Origin of the sequence: Crocinitomix algicola, assembly GCF_001661595.2 — a bacterium.
Classification (GTDB): Bacteria; Bacteroidota; Bacteroidia; order Flavobacteriales_D; family Crocinitomicaceae; genus Crocinitomix; species Crocinitomix algicola.
Genome location: NZ_LYPF02000012.1, coordinates 174,647 through 191,020 on the forward strand (window position 1 = coordinate 174,647; position 16,374 = coordinate 191,020).

Sequence of the window (16,374 nt, forward strand, 5' to 3'; positions counted from 1 at the left end):
AATAAGATTAAACCTTAAATATTCAACTATTCTAATTTGTTAATTAATCTACTTTTTTGAACCTTAGGATAGGTATTCCAACTTGATTCTTAAAGACTAAGTCGTTTTTATCAAATTCAAATTTATGTACGTCATCTAACGCGGCTAAATAATCACTTTCTAAATCTGAATCTTGGCAAGCCATTTTTGTACTCATTACAGGACCAAATTTGATTTTGTCATCAGAATAACTGATTATCGATCCTCTAAACGAATTGCAGCCTCCATTTCCAATGATGGTTAAAGTGTTGAGATTAACTTCTAAATTTGCCGATACAGTTTCTCGGTTTATTTTCTCACCATTCAATGCTACCAATGACCAAATATCATGCATTCTATGATAATTTGGATCCCTAGTTTTTTCTAAAGTTTCAAGGTATTTGTATTGTGGAATTCCTTCAACGATATGAACGGCCACTTTAATTTTTGATATATAACCTCGTTCAAATTCAAATCCTTCAATTTTATGATGTCGACATTCCCAAGCATATTTGTCAATAGAATCAGTTTCTTGAGTCACCAAATAAACTTCTTTTAATTCCATTTCGCTACAATTTCCTAAAAAACTGTTTATCCAAATTGTTTTTTCAATGGGCTCAATAGTTTTGTTTTTCCTTAAACCACAACTCAATACTACAAAAACTAACATACTGCTTATCACATATTTCATACACCTCTAATTATTGGTTTCACCTTAATTATGAAAAAATCATACCGAAATCTAAAACATATTTCGCTTCGATTCGGTAAACGGATTGTTTTTTATCAACATATATTCTTGTATTATTGCATTTTTAAGGTAATTAGCATACGTGTAATTCAAAACATATCTTCCTTTTTTTCGTAGTAATTTGGGAGCTGAATCATGGAAAAAAAATTTCTATCAAATCTTTTGTTAATAGTGGTTTTAAACCTTCTGGTAAAGCCATTTTATATTTTAGGGATAGATGCTGAAGTTCAGAATAGAGTGGGAGAGGTGGCCTACGGAAACTACTTTTCATTACTCAACTTTTCATTTTTATTAAACATCCTTCTCGATTTTGGGATTACGAATTTTAATGCCCGAAATATTGCTCAACATCCAAAATTAGTTTCAAAACATTTTGGTAAAATTTTAAGTGTACGCTTTTTATTATTTTTCCTTTACGTTATTGTCACGGTTTTACTTGGACTTATTATTGGTTATGATGGGTATGAATTTTACCTTTTAAGTATTTTAATGGTGAATCAATTCCTGGTGGCCATACTCCAATTTGTTCGGTCTAATTTCGCTGGTTTACATTTGTTTAAAAAGGATGCTTTTATTTCGATTTTAGATCGCTCTTTACTCATCTTAATTTGTAGTATATTGTTGTGGACCAATTGGTTTGGTGGAACGATAAGAATTGAGTGGTTTATTTATGCCCAAACTTTTGCTTATGGTTGTTCGGCTTTAATAGCAATTGGTTTGTTGTGGAAAGAAATTGGACGGTTAAAAATTCACTTACACTGGCCATTCTCAAAGATGGTGTTGAAAAATAGTTTACCTTATGCTGTTTTGATTTTGCTCATGATGATGTATACGCGGATTGATGCCGTTATGCTTGAGCGTCTCGTTCCAAACGGGGATCATGCAGCAGGAGTTTACGCACAGGGCTTTCGATTATTGGATGCAGTAAACATGTTCGCGCTATTATTTGCTGGGATGTTATTACCAATATTCGCTCGTCTAATTCGAAATAAAGAAGACATTCATCCCATGACAGGTCTTGCTTTTCGGCTATTGTTTGGCATTAGTTGGATTGTAGGAATAACCTGTTTCGTTTATCAGAATGAACTCATTAATTTACGCTATCCAGGTAGCGATAGTTCAGCAAGCGTTACTTTCGGATGGTTAATCTTAAGTTTCATTCCTATTGCAACAAATTTTGTTTTCAGTACATTATTAACGGCGAATGGTAGTTTGAAAAAATTAAATATTTTGGCTTTTTTAGGATTCATTTTAAATGTGTGCCTAAACTTCTTTTTCATTAAGTACAATGGTGTAGAAGGGGCTGCATTGGCTACATTAATCACGCAAGTTGTAATGGCTCTAGCCCAAATGTTGGTCGCTTTTAAGACTCTTAAAATTAAGTTTCCAGGACGGTTTTATTTAGGCTTGTTTGGTTTGGTTGCTGGACTTATAATTGCAGGGGTAATCGTCACAAACAAAGTCAATCTTAACGCATACCAAATCATTCCGTTTTTTATGTCAGGAATAGCTTTAGGGTTCTTACTCGGTGTATTTAAATGGAATGACTTTAAAGCTATTATTCAACGTTAGTATTAAAGAACAGTTATTGCTACCAAAATAATTCCCAGTACTAGCGTAATTCCTACAAGACCCTTGGTCAATTGCAACATGTTCCATCTAAAGTTACTTAAATAGAAGAAGAACATATTTGGTATTAACGAAAATATCATGATATTTTGACTGTAAGGCCCGTTTTTGGCATGTTTTATAAAAATTTCGAAAGGCATTGATTGTTCACGTGTAAAAACGGGGTACGCCAAAAGAAATCCGAATACGGGTAAAATCAATCCAATAATAATTCCCCATTGCACTTTATCCAATTTTTGTAGTTTATCTCTCATTTTTTTACTTTAAATCCCATTCATTTAAACCTGCAATTAAATGGTGTGCAGTCATATCAAATTGTGTTGGTACTATTGAAACATAATTGTGATCCAAGGCCCACAGATCTGTATCTTCTCCCTTGTCAGTTCTTGTAAATGCACCTGTCAACCAAAAATAATCCTTCCCAAATGGGTCTTGTCTCTTGTCAAAAGAGTCTTCCCAAAATGCTTTACCTTGTCGGCATATTTTTGTTCCATTTAGAGATTTAATATCCCCTTTAGGAATGTTAACATTCAAACAAACTCCAGGTTGTAACCCATTTTTTAATACCTGCTCTGTGATTTCTTTAGCGAAATATCCTGCGGCATTAAAATCTGCATTTGGAGAATGATCCAGTAACGAAAACCCTATTGAGGGAATGCCCTCTATGGCTCCCTCTACCGCGGCTGACATTGTACCCGAATACAACACATTGGTTGCTGCATTCGATCCGTGATTAATTCCTGATACCAATAGGGTTGGACGTGATTTAATGATCTCGTAAATGGCAAGTTTTACACAATCAACGGGTGTACCCGAACAAGTGTAAGCTTGAATTCCAGGAAATACATTTGATGGGGTTAACCTTAAAGGGTGATTAATTGTAATAGCGTGACCCATACCGCTTTGCGGTTTGTCAGGTGCAACTACTAAAATTTCACCTAAATCTTGCATTGAATCTACCAATTGCGCAATCCCTTTTGCGGTTATACCATCGTCATTGGTTACTAAAATCAGCGGTTTTTCTGCCATGCTTTATTAAACTTTAATTTGAATCTAAATATACAGATAGCTAACAAAAAAAAGCCCGAAATTGTCGAGCTTTTAATTTTTTTATTGTACTTGTCTGAGGTACAGGATCAAGCCATTATAGGGTATAATTACAGTGCCATCTGGTAATACTCCAATTCCATAACAATCAAGGTTGTTGGTTTTGTGTACTGCAAATTCCTCGGGCCATTCTTGAGGAACATCTTCCGGGGTTTCACCAAATACGCGGTATAAATAATCCGCTCCTTCTAATATTTCAGAATGACTTATTTTAAAAATAATCGGCTCAATCGCAGTTCCACTTATTAAACTGTCTGTTATTTCTAGATACGTTCCAACAGCTTTAATGGCTTTTTTTGTCTTTGATGAATTATGATGTACATCATATCTTTCAATATAATACCGTCCTTTTATATCTATGTTTAATGTGTTTTCAGTTGCTGCAAGCCTAAAAGGTAGTTTCTCCGCTGTTTTTAATTGCTTCGATTCAACCTTGTTTGTAATGGGTTTATGAGATCCATTTTGACCTTGGCTCCAAGATATTGTTCCAAATACCAAGGTAAGGGGGATGATAAAAAATTTTGTCATATTCAATTATTATGTCACAAATATAAAAGCATAAATTCAATATTCATGCCATTTTTAAAGCGGAATTACCAACTGCTACCAGCACCACCTCCTCTTGAACTTCCTCCTCCAAAGGAACCACCGCCAAAGGATCCACCACCACCTCCAAAAGAACCTCCACCACTGTAATATCCTCCACCAGAAGATGAGCGCTGTTTACGAGGAATGGTGTATCGTTTAATTCGTGTATTACCACAATTTTTACAAGTGTATTTTTTTTCGCCAATGCCCGAACTAGAGTAAGTTGCGGACGCTACAACCTTATCGTAAATTTTTTTATAGGTTTTATAGTGGCATTTCGAGCATTTATTATAACCTGAAAACCAGGCTTTGTAAGGGAGTATTACAATTTCTGATCCAGATTCGTTAATCCATACATCATAATCAATAGATTTAACAATTTCTTCAGCAATTTGCCCTTTACTTAAATATTCATCTTCTTCTTCTTCACTTAACTTGTGCAAAAGATCGCCAGACTCTTTTCCAATTCGTTCCATATTTCTCCATTTGTTGCACGATTTTCGGGTGTAGTAGACTAAAAAAATAAAGGGTAGCGGAGCAATGAAAGCAAAAATAAGTAAAGTCCATGCTTTCATCGTGCGATAGCGCTTATGCAAATCTTTAGTTGATAAAGTAGCAAATAAGAAAAAGAAGTAAATAATGGTTAGTAATCCGCAAAAACCAAAATAACCGATGAACAATGGGTGTTTGTAAAATGGAGGCTCTTCATAAAAATAATTAGCGTCTGACTCATTATAAACATCATCAGGATTAGAGTCATACAAAGCACCTTGATTATTTAATTCAACTTCAATTTCTTCCATTCCAACTAGCATCCCTAATCCATAATTGCCCTGTTTGAAATGAGGTACCATGTACATCTGTTGAATGTCATAACATTCAGCATCAGTTAAAACGGATTCCATACCTCTACCAGTGATAAACTCAATTCTTCGTTGGTCTTTTACGAGTAACACTAACAACCCATTTTCAGTCTCTTTATCGCCAATTCCCCATAAGTTGAATAATTCTGTTCCCCATTCGCGCGGATTTTGTTCGCCAATCGAATTTAAACAAAGAACCATTAGTTCATAATCATGTGCTTCATAAACGCGGTCAATGATGGTTTGAATTTCTTTTTTAGTGTCATTCGTTAAAATTCCATCAGGATTTGCAACGTTAGAATTGTGTTTTACTTTGACATTTTCTATGGATTCAATAGCGATGTTTTCTCCAGTTTCGTTTGTCAGTGTATTTCTAAACGATTCAATATCGAGCCCCTTGAGCTCTCTGTTTTGTCCATTAACATGAAATGCAAATACAATGCATGCAATTAGAATCCAAAAATTTGTTTTATTCGGCATTGAAATAAGGTTGAATTTCATAATTTGGGTATTCTCCTTTACTTTTTTTAACCAGGATGTTATACTCTTTTACCGCATCATTGTACGCTTTTTTCTCAAATGCGATTCTATTTTCCGCTCCCTCAATTTGAACAAGCAAGGTGGCCACGTCTTTACCGTCGCTATACGTTTTTACTAATTGCTTAGCATCGGCCACTTTTTTATCAATTTTACCTTCTAATTCAAACCGTTTTTCTCCAGTTAATTGATTCGCCTTTTTTCGAAGCGATGCTATTTCATTATTGAGTTCTGATAAATCTTGGTGTTGACCTCCAGCAGCAGCAAATAAATCGGGTAGCATATTATTACGCTGATTGATTGCCGTTTGAACTAAGTCAAATTTCGAAAACATATTTTCTTCTGCAACAATCAAGTCATTTTCAAGTTGACTGGATGATTGTCCCGAAGCTTTTGTCGACATTGCAAAATACCCAATCAGCATTAATCCAATAATTGCTGAAGCAATCATTATTATTTTTTTACGACTTGTCGATGCAGCCCCTGCGTTCTTTTTTGACTTATTAATCGCACTTAAAACATTAATCGCGACTTGGTCATTTGGATCGGTTAGTAATTCCTTTCTAGCATAATATTCTGCCTTCTGAAGGGCTTGTGTATCTTTATCTTCCAGAGAAAGCATTTGATACGATTTAGCTAAAATTGAATTGCTGTTTTTTAGATATGGATTGATTGAAGTTGCCAATTCAGCTGCTGCGATTGCATCTTCAAAATTTCTTGCTTTTAAATGTTTCTCTGCAGTTGCTAGATGAACTATTGCTTTCTTTTGTAATTCATCCCATTCCCCTTCTGACATGCCCATGCTTATAGCAAGCTCTTTCAATTCGGAGAGGGTCAATGGTCGTTCATCCATCGAATTTCCTTCGGCTTTTTGAACAACAGTTCGAATGTGTTGTTTGAATTTTTCTTCGCTATAATGTTCTTCCATTTCTGATTATTTTGAAATCTAAATTAACTAAACTATTTTTATTTTAGCTTCCTCATATTCAACCACATCTCCTTTTCTCAATTTTTTTCGTTTTCTAAACTCTTGTTGGTCATTTACTAGTACACAGCCTTCCTCAATGATTAGTTTAGCATGCCCGCCAGTTTGAGCTAATTGCATAATTTTGAGGAGTTTTATTAATTCAATATATTCCTCAGTTTCCCTTAATTTAAATTCGTTCATTTTTGCTTTTTGTAATATTTTATAATCAATTCGGCTGCCTGGTAAGAAGTTAATTTACCAACATTTAAATCATTTGTAATTTCCTTTATTTTGTCTTGTATGCCTTTGGTTTGATAAAATTCTTCCAAAATTTGACTTTGAATGGATTCTTTCATCCAATACTCTTGTTGAGCTTTTCTGTTTGAATCTTTCCAACCATTACTATGTGTCATTTGGTCGTAAGTTTTAATGATTTTCCAGATTTTATCTAAACCTCTGTTTTCCATTGCGCTGACTGTTTCAACTTTTGGAATCCAATTATTTTCTTTTGCAGGGAAAAGGTGCAGTGCATTTTTATATTCAGTGCGAGCTAAATTTGCTGGTTTTACATTTTTGCCATCTGCTTTTGTTATTAAAATAGTGTCAGCCATTTCCATTATTCCACGTTTAATGCCTTGCAATTCATCACCAGCACCGGCGAGCATCAAAAGTAAAAAGAAATCAGTCATCGAGTGGACTTCCGTTTCAGATTGTCCAACACCAACAGTTTCGACTAGGATGGTGTCAAAACCGGCTGCTTCGCACAATAATATGGTTTCTCGTGTTTTATGAGCAACTCCCCCTAATGAACCGCTAGTTGCTGTCGGGCGAATGAAAGCGTTTGGATTTGCTGATAATTCTATCATACGAGTTTTATCTCCTAAAATACTTCCTTTGGAAATTTCGCTGCTCGGATCAATTGCTAATACAGCAACCTTACATCCTTGCTCAGTTAAATGTGTCCCAAACGCTTCTATAAAACTACTTTTACCTACTCCAGGAACACCCGTAATACCTATTCTAATTGATTTGCCAGAATGAGGTAAACAATTGCTGAGAATTGTTTGACCAATTGTTCTTTTAGCTTCTATCTTGTTTTCAATAAGGGTAATTGCATCACTTAATGCTGTTTTATCACCACGTAATATTTTTTCTGTTATTAACTCTGGGTTGAGTTGAGACTCGTGTTGCTTACGGCGTGCTAATAATCGTTCAATTTGGGCTTTGTTCGGCGTTTTTTTATTGGTCATAAGCTAAGGTCCTTGAACAATTGGGTCACTTGCTAAAGCAGAATAGGCATTAACCCAACTTTCATTTCGTATATCCCTTAAAAATTTAAAGAGACTATCGCCGTAAATATAATCAGTTAAAATGTTTTGTACACCGTATTCTTTGGCTAAAAATTCACGTTGAGCGGCAGACGGACGGTATTGTCCATGACTCCAACCAAATTCCTCATAACTGTAGGGGTGTTCTTTATAACGCACTTTCCATGCATCGTCAAAAACAGGACAAAAATAACCCACAACCTTTTCATACTCATCTTGTAACAAAAAGCAACTGTCAAGTTGATGCTTAGCCAACAAATTTTCTCGTTTAAGATTAACTATGCTGGGCCAATGGCCGAGGGCAGAAAACATAAAGCGATCTTTTCGAACAACTTCGGTTCCTATTATTTCACCATTTCTAGTTGAAACAAAGGCATAAGTAATCACATTTGAATGGGCACCAACAAAAAGTCCAATGGCTAAATGGTTTTCTTTACCACTTTGAATTGATGAAGTACTTCCACTGGTCAGTCCAAAAATGAGCGCTATGTAAATTAACTTTTTAATGTTAATCACTTTTTAAATTAAACTTAAACAATTTGCAAAGAGTTCGCAAATTTGCAGGTCTACTGAAAAAAAATTACGACCATGAAATACCTTAAAACTCTCCTACTCGGGTTGTTTACGTTATTGACGCATTTATGTTTTAATCAAGTTAATGCTCCTAAGCCTCAAAATCAAGAGAATATGGGACAATTACGTGTCTATTTGGACTGTAATTATTGCGATCACGGTTTTATCAAGCAAAACATGAAGAATGTAACCTTTGTCCGGGATGCTAAGCAAGCAGATGTACACATACTATTTATTTCACAAAATACCGGAGGCGGAGGAACAGCAGAAAAAATCCAATTTATTGGGTTGGGTATTTACAAAAAACTTTCTGATATTTTACCTTATACGACTAATGCAAATATGGCGGATATTGAAAAGAGAGATTTACGCATGAAGATTCTAGAACTAGGGTTAATGCGTTTCCGTTTAGAAGCTGGACAAATGAATGAAATCAATCTTTCTATCAATGCTAAAGAAACTGAAGGTCCTATTGAAATTATTGACCCTTGGAATTCATGGGTTTTTTCAATGAATGCAAATGGATGGTTTAGCGGGGAAGAAACATCGAAAACCTTCAATTACAGTGGAGGAGCAGCAGCAAGAAGAATTACAGAGGAAAGTAAGTCGATGGTAAGCGGTGGATTTAAAAGGGATCAAACAAATTATGATTATGATGGTGTTAAAACCCAATCAAAAAAGAAAAGTTCTTGGGCAAGTGCACAACAGGTTTTTAGTATGAATGATCATTGGTCATACGGCTTTTTTGGGAGTGCTGGAAATTCTCTCTTTAGTAATTATAACTTATACCTTTCTGGGAAAACAGGAATTGAATTTGATTTTTTCAAATATTCTGAATCATTTAACAAACAGGCAATTATAGCCTATAATATTGGTGCAAGGTATAACGATTATTATGATACAACCGTATTTAATCAGCTTTCAGAAAATCTGGCTTTTCATGAAGTGACAATTGGTGGTAAAGTCAAACAAAACTGGGGTAACTTATCTTCTACAATTACCTACCAAAACTATTTACATGACTTTAATTTGAACAGTGTTTCGCTTTGGATGAATGTAAAAGTTAGACTTTTTAAAGGATTCTCTTGGCGTTTGAATGGGAGCTTTAATATTCGTCAAAATCAAGTGAATATAGCACGTCAAAATGCGAGTATTGAAGATGTTTTATTGCAACAACAAGAGCTAGGGTCAAACTACTCTTATTGGATGAATACAGGGATAAACTATTCGTTTGGCTCAATGTATAATTCGGTTGTTAACCCACGATTTAACATTTAGGCCGTCAAAATTTCTATTTGTTCCTAAGAAAATGCTGATATGACAGTGTGAAAAAGGGAAGCTCGGACAAACTGGCAGAATTGTTCCGTTGGCATGAGTATTGAGTTGGTGTTGTCAAACACTAAAATAAGATTTTAAAAAATGGCAACAAAAGGAACGGTAAATGTACAAACGGAAAATATTTTTCCATTGATCAAAAAGTTCTTATACAGTGATCACGAAATATTTTTACGAGAATTAGTATCGAATGCGATTGATGCTACTAGCAAACTAAAAGTGTTAAGCACCTCAGGTGAAGCTAAAGGGAATTTAGGCGATTTAAAAGTTGAAGTATTACTGGATAAAGAAGCAGGAACTTTAACTGTTAAGGATAGAGGAATAGGAATGACTGAGGAAGAGATTGAGAAATACATCAATCAAATTGCTTTTTCTGGAGCAGAAGAGTTTGTTCAAAAATATGAAGGTAAAGAGGGGGCTGAACAAATTATTGGACACTTTGGATTAGGGTTTTATTCGGCATTTATGGTGGCGAAAAAAGTTCAAATCAAAACTTTATCATTTAAAGAAGGTGCTCAGGCTGTTCAATGGGAAAGTGATGGAACACCTGAATATGAGATTACCGAAATTGAAAAAGAGGATAGAGGTACGGAGATTGTTTTACACATTGCAGATGATTCAACTGAGTTTCTAGAGGATGCACGTGTAAAAGGTATTTTAGATAAGTATTGTAAGTTTTTACCGATTGAAATCAAATTTGGAACGCAAACAATTAAACAAGATGATCCAAGCGGTGAAAAGGATGAAGAAGGGAATGTAAAAAAGGTTGATGTCGTTGTAGACAATATCATCAATAATCCGAATCCTATTTGGACCAAAGCTCCTGCTGATTTAAGTGATGAAGAGTACATGGCTTTTTACCGGGAACTTTACCCAATGTCTATGGAAAGCCCAATGTTTCATATTCATTTAAATGTTGATTATCCATTCAATTTAACGGGGGTATTGTATTTTCCTAAATTGAAGGAGAATATTGAAATTCAAAAGAATAAAATTCAACTTTATTCAAACCAAGTTTTTATTACAGACTCTGTTGAAGAAATTGTACCAGAATTCTTGACTTTATTGCATGGTGTTATCGATTCACCTGATATTCCATTAAATGTTTCGCGTTCTTACTTACAGGCAGATGGAAATGTGAAGAAAATAGCTTCTCATATCACTAAAAAAGTAGCTGATAAATTGAAAGGTATGTTTAATAACGACCGAAAAGATTTTGAGAGCAAATGGGATAATTTGAAGGTGTTTGTAGAATATGGTATGCTCACTGATGAGAAATTTTATGATAAAGCTTCGAAATTTGCATTGGTTAAGAACAGTAAAGACGAGTATTTTACTTTGGAGGAATACCAAGAGAAAATTAAACCAATTCAAACGGATAAGGATGATAAGTTGGTAATTCTTTACGCAAATAGCAAAGATGCACACGATCAATTTATTACTGCTGCCGAAGAAAGAGGTTATGATGTTTTAATTTTGGACAGTCCGTTGACACCTCATTATGTTTCTCAACTTGAGAGTAAACTAGAAAATGTGAGTTTTGCGCGGGTGGATGCTGATACTTTGGATAATTTAATTAAAAAGGATGTTGAAATTCCTTCGAAATTATCAGAGGAAGAAAAAGAGGAGTTGAAGCCAATTTTTGAAGAGGTAGTAAATAAAGAAAAATTTACAGTTCAGTTCGAGAATATGAGCGAGACAGATTCACCAATTGTAATTACTCAGCCTGAGTTTATGCGAAGAATGCAAGAACAACAACGAATGGGTGGAGGCGGAATGAATATGTTTGGTTCATTTCCAGAAATGTTTAATCTAACGGTGAACGCCAATCACCCTACTGTTGAAAGTATTTTGAAAAAGGAAGGTGATGATCGTAAAAAAGTTGCAAAACAGCTGACCGATTTGGCTATGCTTTCTCAAGGGATGCTAAAAGGTTCTGAATTAACCACTTTTATTAAAAGAAGCATAGAGTTGATTTAATTTGTTTCTTATTTTTAGATTTAAAAGATCCCCGTGTCAGTTTGATACGGGGATTTTTGCGTTAAGGATGGTAGCATTTGTTGAAGCCCCCGCAACCTTTTTTGGTGAGGAGGCGACTGCGAACAGCCTGACCCCTTTTTCTTCTAGGAGAAAGGGGGAACGCCCAATTCATTCAACTGGTTCGACAATAACCACACCGTATCCATCTGGATCGAGTAATGTAATTCCATGTTTCTTCCAGTAAGGGTTTTGTGGGCGAACAGGTTTTATATTTGCTGACTGCATTTTTTTTACGATTAATGCATATTCAGCTTGACTTTTAGGATAAAAAACGAGCAAATCGTCAGGATCAGGATAGTGGTGTGGTTGTATCCAAGATACTGTAAATTCGAGCTGCCAATTGTTTTGAGCATTCTGTTGATTGGGTAACCCTAAAAACACGCCATCATAGCCTTGGTGATTTTCAAATTTTCCCGTAATACTCAATCCAATTATTTTAGTATAAAAATCGATAATTGGTTGAAGTTGTTGGGTGTGCCTCGCAATTCGAAGTTTCATTTAAATACGATTAAATAGGTTAGCAGTGTCGCCATACTTTTGTTCAAGTTGTAATAGAAAACGTTTTTTCTCAATTCCTCCAGCATATCCGGTTAATTTTCCATTACTTCCTATGATTCTGTGACAGGGTATTAGAATGACAATTTTATTTTTACCATTGGCATTGGCCACAGCACGAATGGCTTTAGGTTGATTTAATATTTGACTTTGTTGTAGATATGTACGTGTTTCCCCGTATGGAATTTGATTTAGACTTTCCCAAACGTTTTGCTGAAAAGCTGTTCCTTGAGGGTTCAAGGGAATCGAAAATGATTTTAGGTTGCCCTGAAAATAATGCGTTAACTCTATTTTTAGCTGAGTGAATAAAGGGTGATTGTCGTTCGTTAAATCAGTCTTATCCGTAAATTCTAATCCGATTAACTTATCCATTAAAACAGTGCCCAATAAATAGCCTACTGGGCTGGAGAAAAGATGGTATTGTATTTGCATATCCACTGGAACGAAGGTACGATAAAAAAAATCGAAAATGTTACTGAGGCTAAGCAACATTTTCTTAATTTGAGCGTCTAAAAAAGAAAACATTAGCTATGAAGAAAAAATTATTATTCACAATTGGATTGTTAGTTGGAAGTTTATCTGTAAGTGCGCAGACAATGGAAGAACGTTCTGAATTGCCAGAATCATGTGTGTCTGCTCCAGAAGTACTTAATGATGAAACCAGTGAGTTGATTTTAGATTTTGATTGTCAAATTTTCAACTATGAATTCAAAGTAGCAAATGCGGCTGGTGAAGTAGTTTTTGAAACTAAGGATGCTTCGGCTAAGTGGAACGCTGCGGATGTACCTGCAGGGACTTATACTTGGACATTATTAGGAACAATCGGAAATACAATTGATTATACGCATGTTAAACATATTGCTTCAGTCGTTGTAGAATAAGATCGTTAGAACCATGAAATATATCGTTGTATTTTTTATCTTTTTAATTCTTGGAGCTTCAACTTATGCTCAAGAAATTAAAGAAGTAAAACCATTTCCGGAAACTTGCTACTCGGTAGATAAAAAGGTGAGTAAGTCGAAAGAAAACGCGCGGTTTTTACCGTTGATGTTATGTTTTATGCAGGATTATCAGTTTGTAGTTTACAACGAAGATGGTAAAATCATATTTGAAACCACAGATGTAAACGTTGGATGGATGCTAAAAGATGTAGAGCCAGGTCATTATAAATGGATGATAAAAGGAGAGACCGAGGGCGTTAAATTTAGCATGCTCACCCGGAGTTCTGTTGAAATTACTGAGTAATTTAACCTTATTTTCGGTGTATCATATAACTGTTGGCTTGGGCTAGTGAAGTTACCACAAGATCGTTGATGCATAAATGGTTCGGCAGTGTAGTAGAATAGTATATTAATTCTGCAATATCTTCAGCCAACATTGGTTGATATCCTTCATAAGCTTGATCAGCTTTCTTTTTATCACCATGGAATCGAACAGTTGAGAACTCTGTATCTGCAGCGCCAGGAGCAATTTGCGTAACTTTGATTCCTAAGGGTAGTAAATCGATTCGCATACCTTTTGTAATAGCATCTACAGCATGTTTCGTAGCACAATAAACATTTCCATTGGGATAAACTTCTTTACCCGCGGTTGAGCCAATATTGATAATATGTCCTGCGGCATTTTCTTTCATGAGTGGAATAATTGCGTTGGACACATAAAGTAAACCTTTGATATTTGTATCAATCATTTTATTCCAGTCATTTGTATCACCATCCTGAATTGGATCAAGGCCACTTGCCAATCCTGCATTATTTACCAAGACATCAATCTTTTTCCATTTTTCAGGCAGCGCATTAATGTGCGTATTGACTTCACTTTCGTTGCGCACATCAAAATTCAAAGATATAACCTCAGTAGAAAACTCTTTTTTAAGATTAGCAGATAGTTCTAATAAACGATCATTTCGTCGTCCGGTAATTATAAGATTATTCCCTTCTTTTGCGAAACGATAGGCAGCTGCTTTTCCGAACCCTGAAGTGGCTCCCGTAATAAAAATGATTTTCTTCATTTAGCAAAAATACACATTATTCGTTTGAATATTATTTGAAAAGTACGCATATATTCTGGCAGATTTTCAGGGAATAATTAATTTTAAGTCCTCGACATGGTGTTGAGTTATAATCATGAAAAAAGAATTATGAGTTTAATTATTTCAGAAATAAAAGACGGTGTAGCAATACTTCGTTTAAATCGTCCAAAAGTATTTAATAGTTTTAACAAGGAAATGGCTTTAGCATTACAAAACGAGCTAGATGCTGCAGAAGAAAACGATAATATCCGTGCTATTTATATAATAGGGGAGGGCAAAGCTTTTTGTGCCGGCCAAGACCTTCAAGAGGTTACTGATCCAAATGGACCAGAGTTAACTTCAATCGTGAAAGAACATTATAATCCAATCATTGAAAGAATAAGAAATATTGAGAAACCTATTATTGGAGCGGTGAATGGTGTGGCTGCAGGAGCTGGTGCAAATATAGCCTTGGCATGTGATATTTGTGTTGCTACGGAAAGTGCAAGCTTTATTCAAGCTTTTAGTAAAATTGGGTTGATTCCAGATTCAGGCGGAACATTCTTTTTACCCCGTTTAGTTGGATTTCAAAAAGCGAGTGCTTTGATGATGTTAGGGGACAAGGTTACAGCTAAGGAAGCGGAAGAGTTAAATATGATTTATAAAGTTTATTCTGATGAGACTTTTGAAGAGGAATCTCTAAAAATAGCATTGAAACTAGCGAAGATGCCTACTCGAGGTATTGGACTAACAAAGCGTGCATTAAATGTTTCTTTGATAAGTGATTTAACAACACAATTACAAACGGAAGAAGAACTACAAACTATTGCAGGAAAAACACATGACTATAATGAAGGAGTGGCGGCATTTCTAGATAAACGTAAACCAGAATTTAAAGGGAATTAAATTATGATTAAAATAGGAGTTTTGGGTGCCGGATCTATGGGGTCTGGCATCGCACAAGTAGCCGCACAAGCTGGGCACCAAGTTGTATTAGTTGATAAGAATGAGGAGCAATTAGCAAATGCGAAAAGTAAATTAGCCAAAGTAATGGCCCGTTTGGTGGAGAAGGCAAAGTTAACAGCCGACGAAGCTGAGGCAATTCAGGCCCGCATTATGTATGGTTCGAATATGGCCAATTTTAAAGGATGTGGAATGGTTATTGAGGCTATTGTTGAAAATTTAGCGATTAAGCAGCAGGTTTTTGCGGAGTTGGAAGGGTTATTGGATCAAGATGCGATTCTTGCTTCAAATACTTCCTCTTTATCAATTGCTTCGATTGCGGCGTCATGTAAAAACGCCGAACGCGTAATAGGTGTTCATTTCTTTAATCCTGCGCCATTAATGCCTTTAGTTGAAATAATTCCGGCGGTACAAACCTCTGCTAAAATTTTGGCTGAGACTAAAGCGATGGTTGATTCATGGAAAAAAGTGACTGTTGTTGCTAAAGATACCCCAGGATTTATTGTCAATAGGGTAGCACGTCCTTTTTATGGTGAAGCTTTGAAGATTTATGAGGAAGGCGTAGCAGATTTTGCAACGATAGATTGGGCCATGACAGCATTGGGAGGATTTAGAATGGGGCCATTTACATTAATGGATTATATCGGAAATGACATTAATTACACGGTTACAGAAACAGTTTTTACAGCTTTTTATTTTGATCCTCGCTATCGACCGTCCTTTACTCAAAAACGACATGCTGAGGCAGGATGGTTTGGTAGGAAATCGGGAAGAGGGTATTATGATTATGCTGAAGACGCAGTAAAAGCAGAGCCGAATAAAAATGAAGTGCTGGGGAATCAGATTCTAAAGAGGATTCTTGTTTTATTAATTAATGAAGCGATTGATGCTGTATTTTTGAATATAGCTTCTGCAAAAGATGTTGATCTAGCGATGACAAAGGGTGTGAATTATCCGAAAGGATTATTAGCTTGGGCAAATGAGATAGGACTAGCAAATGTTTTATCCGCGTTGGATGAATTATATGATGAATATCGTGATGACAAGTATAGAGCAAGTGTTCTTTTAAGAAGAATGGTTAAGGCGGGTGAAAGTTTTGAATTATAGTT

At 35.5% G+C, this 16,374-nt stretch carries 19 protein-coding genes; 7 read left to right on the forward strand and 12 right to left on the reverse strand.

Going from position 1 to position 16,374, the window contains the following annotated elements; all coding sequences use genetic code 11:
• Positions 1–43: 43 nt before the first annotated feature.
• Entirely contained in the window at positions 44–709 is a 666-nt protein-coding gene (locus tag A8143_RS07630) for an META domain-containing protein (protein ID WP_066757975.1), read from the reverse strand.
• Between the two features lie 195 nt (positions 710–904).
• Between A8143_RS07630 and A8143_RS07635 the strand changes: the two genes are divergently transcribed.
• Positions 905–2,341, forward strand: a complete 1,437-nt coding sequence (locus tag A8143_RS07635) for an MATE family efflux transporter (protein WP_066757976.1) — start codon at positions 905–907, stop codon at positions 2,339–2,341.
• A gap of 2 nt (positions 2,342–2,343) precedes the next feature.
• Here the strand turns inward: A8143_RS07635 and A8143_RS07640 are convergent, their stop codons facing one another.
• From A8143_RS07640 to A8143_RS16585, 8 genes are all read right to left on the reverse strand, one after another.
• Positions 2,344–2,652 carry a hypothetical protein gene (locus tag A8143_RS07640; RefSeq protein ID WP_066757978.1) on the reverse strand — a complete coding sequence of 103 codons (309 nt, stop codon included), beginning with the start codon at positions 2,650–2,652 and terminating at the stop codon, positions 2,344–2,346.
• A 4-nt stretch (positions 2,653–2,656) separates the two neighbouring features.
• Positions 2,657–3,427, reverse strand: coding sequence for a 5'/3'-nucleotidase SurE (gene surE, locus A8143_RS07645; RefSeq protein ID WP_066757981.1), 771 nt, complete (start codon positions 3,425–3,427; stop codon positions 2,657–2,659).
• 81 nt (positions 3,428–3,508) lie between these two features.
• Positions 3,509–4,033: a hypothetical protein gene (locus tag A8143_RS07650; RefSeq protein ID WP_066757984.1), complete on the reverse strand. Its 525-nt coding sequence runs from the start codon at positions 4,031–4,033 to the stop codon at positions 3,509–3,511.
• Between the two features lie 65 nt (positions 4,034–4,098).
• Positions 4,099–5,457, reverse strand: coding sequence for a TPM domain-containing protein (locus tag A8143_RS07655; protein ID WP_066757987.1), 1,359 nt, complete (start codon positions 5,455–5,457; stop codon positions 4,099–4,101).
• Positions 5,426–6,421: a LemA family protein gene (locus A8143_RS07660; RefSeq protein WP_066757989.1), complete on the reverse strand. Its 996-nt coding sequence runs from the start codon at positions 6,419–6,421 to the stop codon at positions 5,426–5,428. The genes A8143_RS07655 and A8143_RS07660 overlap by 32 nt, the downstream gene beginning before the upstream one ends.
• Before the next feature lie 27 nt (positions 6,422–6,448).
• Entirely contained in the window at positions 6,449–6,661 is a 213-nt protein-coding gene (locus tag A8143_RS07665; protein WP_066757991.1) for an RNA-binding S4 domain-containing protein, read from the reverse strand.
• Complete coding sequence (meaB, locus tag A8143_RS07670; protein WP_083261274.1) at positions 6,658–7,710, reverse strand: methylmalonyl Co-A mutase-associated GTPase MeaB; 1,053 nt, start codon at positions 7,708–7,710, stop codon at positions 6,658–6,660. The genes A8143_RS07665 and meaB overlap by 4 nt, the downstream gene beginning before the upstream one ends.
• A 3-nt stretch (positions 7,711–7,713) precedes the next feature.
• Entirely contained in the window at positions 7,714–8,304 is a 591-nt protein-coding gene (locus A8143_RS16585) for a hypothetical protein (protein WP_083261275.1), read from the reverse strand.
• A 72-nt stretch (positions 8,305–8,376) separates the two neighbouring features.
• On the opposite strand from A8143_RS16585, the gene A8143_RS07675 reads away from it, so the two are divergent.
• Positions 8,377–9,639 carry a hypothetical protein gene (locus A8143_RS07675; RefSeq protein WP_066757993.1) on the forward strand — a complete coding sequence of 421 codons (1,263 nt, stop codon included), beginning with the start codon at positions 8,377–8,379 and terminating at the stop codon, positions 9,637–9,639.
• A gap of 141 nt (positions 9,640–9,780) precedes the next feature.
• Positions 9,781–11,676, forward strand: coding sequence for a molecular chaperone HtpG (gene htpG, locus A8143_RS07680; protein ID WP_066757996.1), 1,896 nt, complete (start codon positions 9,781–9,783; stop codon positions 11,674–11,676).
• Positions 11,677–11,844: 168 nt separating this feature from the next.
• Here the strand turns inward: htpG and A8143_RS07685 are convergent, their stop codons facing one another.
• Positions 11,845–12,234: a VOC family protein gene (locus A8143_RS07685; protein ID WP_066757998.1), complete on the reverse strand. Its 390-nt coding sequence runs from the start codon at positions 12,232–12,234 to the stop codon at positions 11,845–11,847.
• Entirely contained in the window at positions 12,235–12,783 is a 549-nt protein-coding gene (locus A8143_RS07690) for a methylated-DNA--[protein]-cysteine S-methyltransferase (protein ID WP_245676486.1), read from the reverse strand.
• Between the two features lie 38 nt (positions 12,784–12,821).
• On the opposite strand from A8143_RS07690, the gene A8143_RS07695 reads away from it, so the two are divergent.
• Positions 12,822–13,172, forward strand: a complete 351-nt coding sequence (locus A8143_RS07695) for a hypothetical protein (protein ID WP_066757999.1) — start codon at positions 12,822–12,824, stop codon at positions 13,170–13,172.
• Between the two features lie 13 nt (positions 13,173–13,185).
• The gene (locus tag A8143_RS07700; RefSeq protein WP_066758002.1) at positions 13,186–13,536 is read left to right on the forward strand and encodes a hypothetical protein; all 351 of its coding nucleotides are present in this window, start codon (positions 13,186–13,188) and stop codon (positions 13,534–13,536) included.
• Between the two features lie 7 nt (positions 13,537–13,543).
• Here A8143_RS07700 and A8143_RS07705 read toward each other — a convergent pair whose 3' ends face one another.
• A complete protein-coding gene (locus tag A8143_RS07705; RefSeq protein ID WP_066758005.1) occupies positions 13,544–14,302 on the reverse strand; it encodes an SDR family NAD(P)-dependent oxidoreductase in 759 nt (252 codons plus the stop codon).
• A 129-nt stretch (positions 14,303–14,431) separates the two neighbouring features.
• Between A8143_RS07705 and A8143_RS07710 the strand changes: the two genes are divergently transcribed.
• Positions 14,432–15,208, forward strand: a complete 777-nt coding sequence (locus A8143_RS07710; protein ID WP_175437510.1) for an enoyl-CoA hydratase-related protein — start codon at positions 14,432–14,434, stop codon at positions 15,206–15,208.
• Between the two features lie 6 nt (positions 15,209–15,214).
• Entirely contained in the window at positions 15,215–16,372 is a 1,158-nt protein-coding gene (locus A8143_RS07715) for a 3-hydroxyacyl-CoA dehydrogenase NAD-binding domain-containing protein (RefSeq protein WP_066758182.1), read from the forward strand.
• The last annotated feature ends 2 nt before the right edge of the window (positions 16,373–16,374 follow it).

Bases quoted from the DNA above. Each gene is read 5' to 3' on its own strand.
- A8143_RS07695 (WP_066757999.1), top strand. From the start codon at position 12,822: ATGAAGAAAAAATTATTATTCACAATTGGATTGTTAGTTGGAAGTTTA.
- meaB (WP_083261274.1), bottom strand. From the start codon at position 7,710: ATGACCAATAAAAAAACGCCGAACAAAGCCCAAATTGAACGATTATTA.
- A8143_RS07685 (WP_066757998.1), bottom strand. From the start codon at position 12,234: ATGAAACTTCGAATTGCGAGGCACACCCAACAACTTCAACCAATTATC.
- A8143_RS07635 (WP_066757976.1), top strand. From the start codon at position 905: ATGGAAAAAAAATTTCTATCAAATCTTTTGTTAATAGTGGTTTTAAAC.
- A8143_RS07675 (WP_066757993.1), top strand. From the start codon at position 8,377: ATGAAATACCTTAAAACTCTCCTACTCGGGTTGTTTACGTTATTGACG.
- A8143_RS07650 (WP_066757984.1), bottom strand. From the start codon at position 4,033: ATGACAAAATTTTTTATCATCCCCCTTACCTTGGTATTTGGAACAATA.
- A8143_RS07655 (WP_066757987.1), bottom strand. From the start codon at position 5,457: ATGAAATTCAACCTTATTTCAATGCCGAATAAAACAAATTTTTGGATT.
- A8143_RS07640 (WP_066757978.1), bottom strand. From the start codon at position 2,652: ATGAGAGATAAACTACAAAAATTGGATAAAGTGCAATGGGGAATTATT.
- htpG (WP_066757996.1), top strand. From the start codon at position 9,781: ATGGCAACAAAAGGAACGGTAAATGTACAAACGGAAAATATTTTTCCA.
- A8143_RS07700 (WP_066758002.1), top strand. From the start codon at position 13,186: ATGAAATATATCGTTGTATTTTTTATCTTTTTAATTCTTGGAGCTTCA.
- A8143_RS07630 (WP_066757975.1), bottom strand. From the start codon at position 709: ATGAAATATGTGATAAGCAGTATGTTAGTTTTTGTAGTATTGAGTTGT.
- A8143_RS07665 (WP_066757991.1), bottom strand. From the start codon at position 6,661: ATGAACGAATTTAAATTAAGGGAAACTGAGGAATATATTGAATTAATA.
- A8143_RS07690 (WP_245676486.1), bottom strand. From the start codon at position 12,783: ATGTTGCTTAGCCTCAGTAACATTTTCGATTTTTTTTATCGTACCTTC.
- A8143_RS07710 (WP_175437510.1), top strand. From the start codon at position 14,432: ATGAGTTTAATTATTTCAGAAATAAAAGACGGTGTAGCAATACTTCGT.
- A8143_RS07705 (WP_066758005.1), bottom strand. From the start codon at position 14,302: ATGAAGAAAATCATTTTTATTACGGGAGCCACTTCAGGGTTCGGAAAA.
- surE (WP_066757981.1), bottom strand. From the start codon at position 3,427: ATGGCAGAAAAACCGCTGATTTTAGTAACCAATGACGATGGTATAACC.
- A8143_RS07660 (WP_066757989.1), bottom strand. From the start codon at position 6,421: ATGGAAGAACATTATAGCGAAGAAAAATTCAAACAACACATTCGAACT.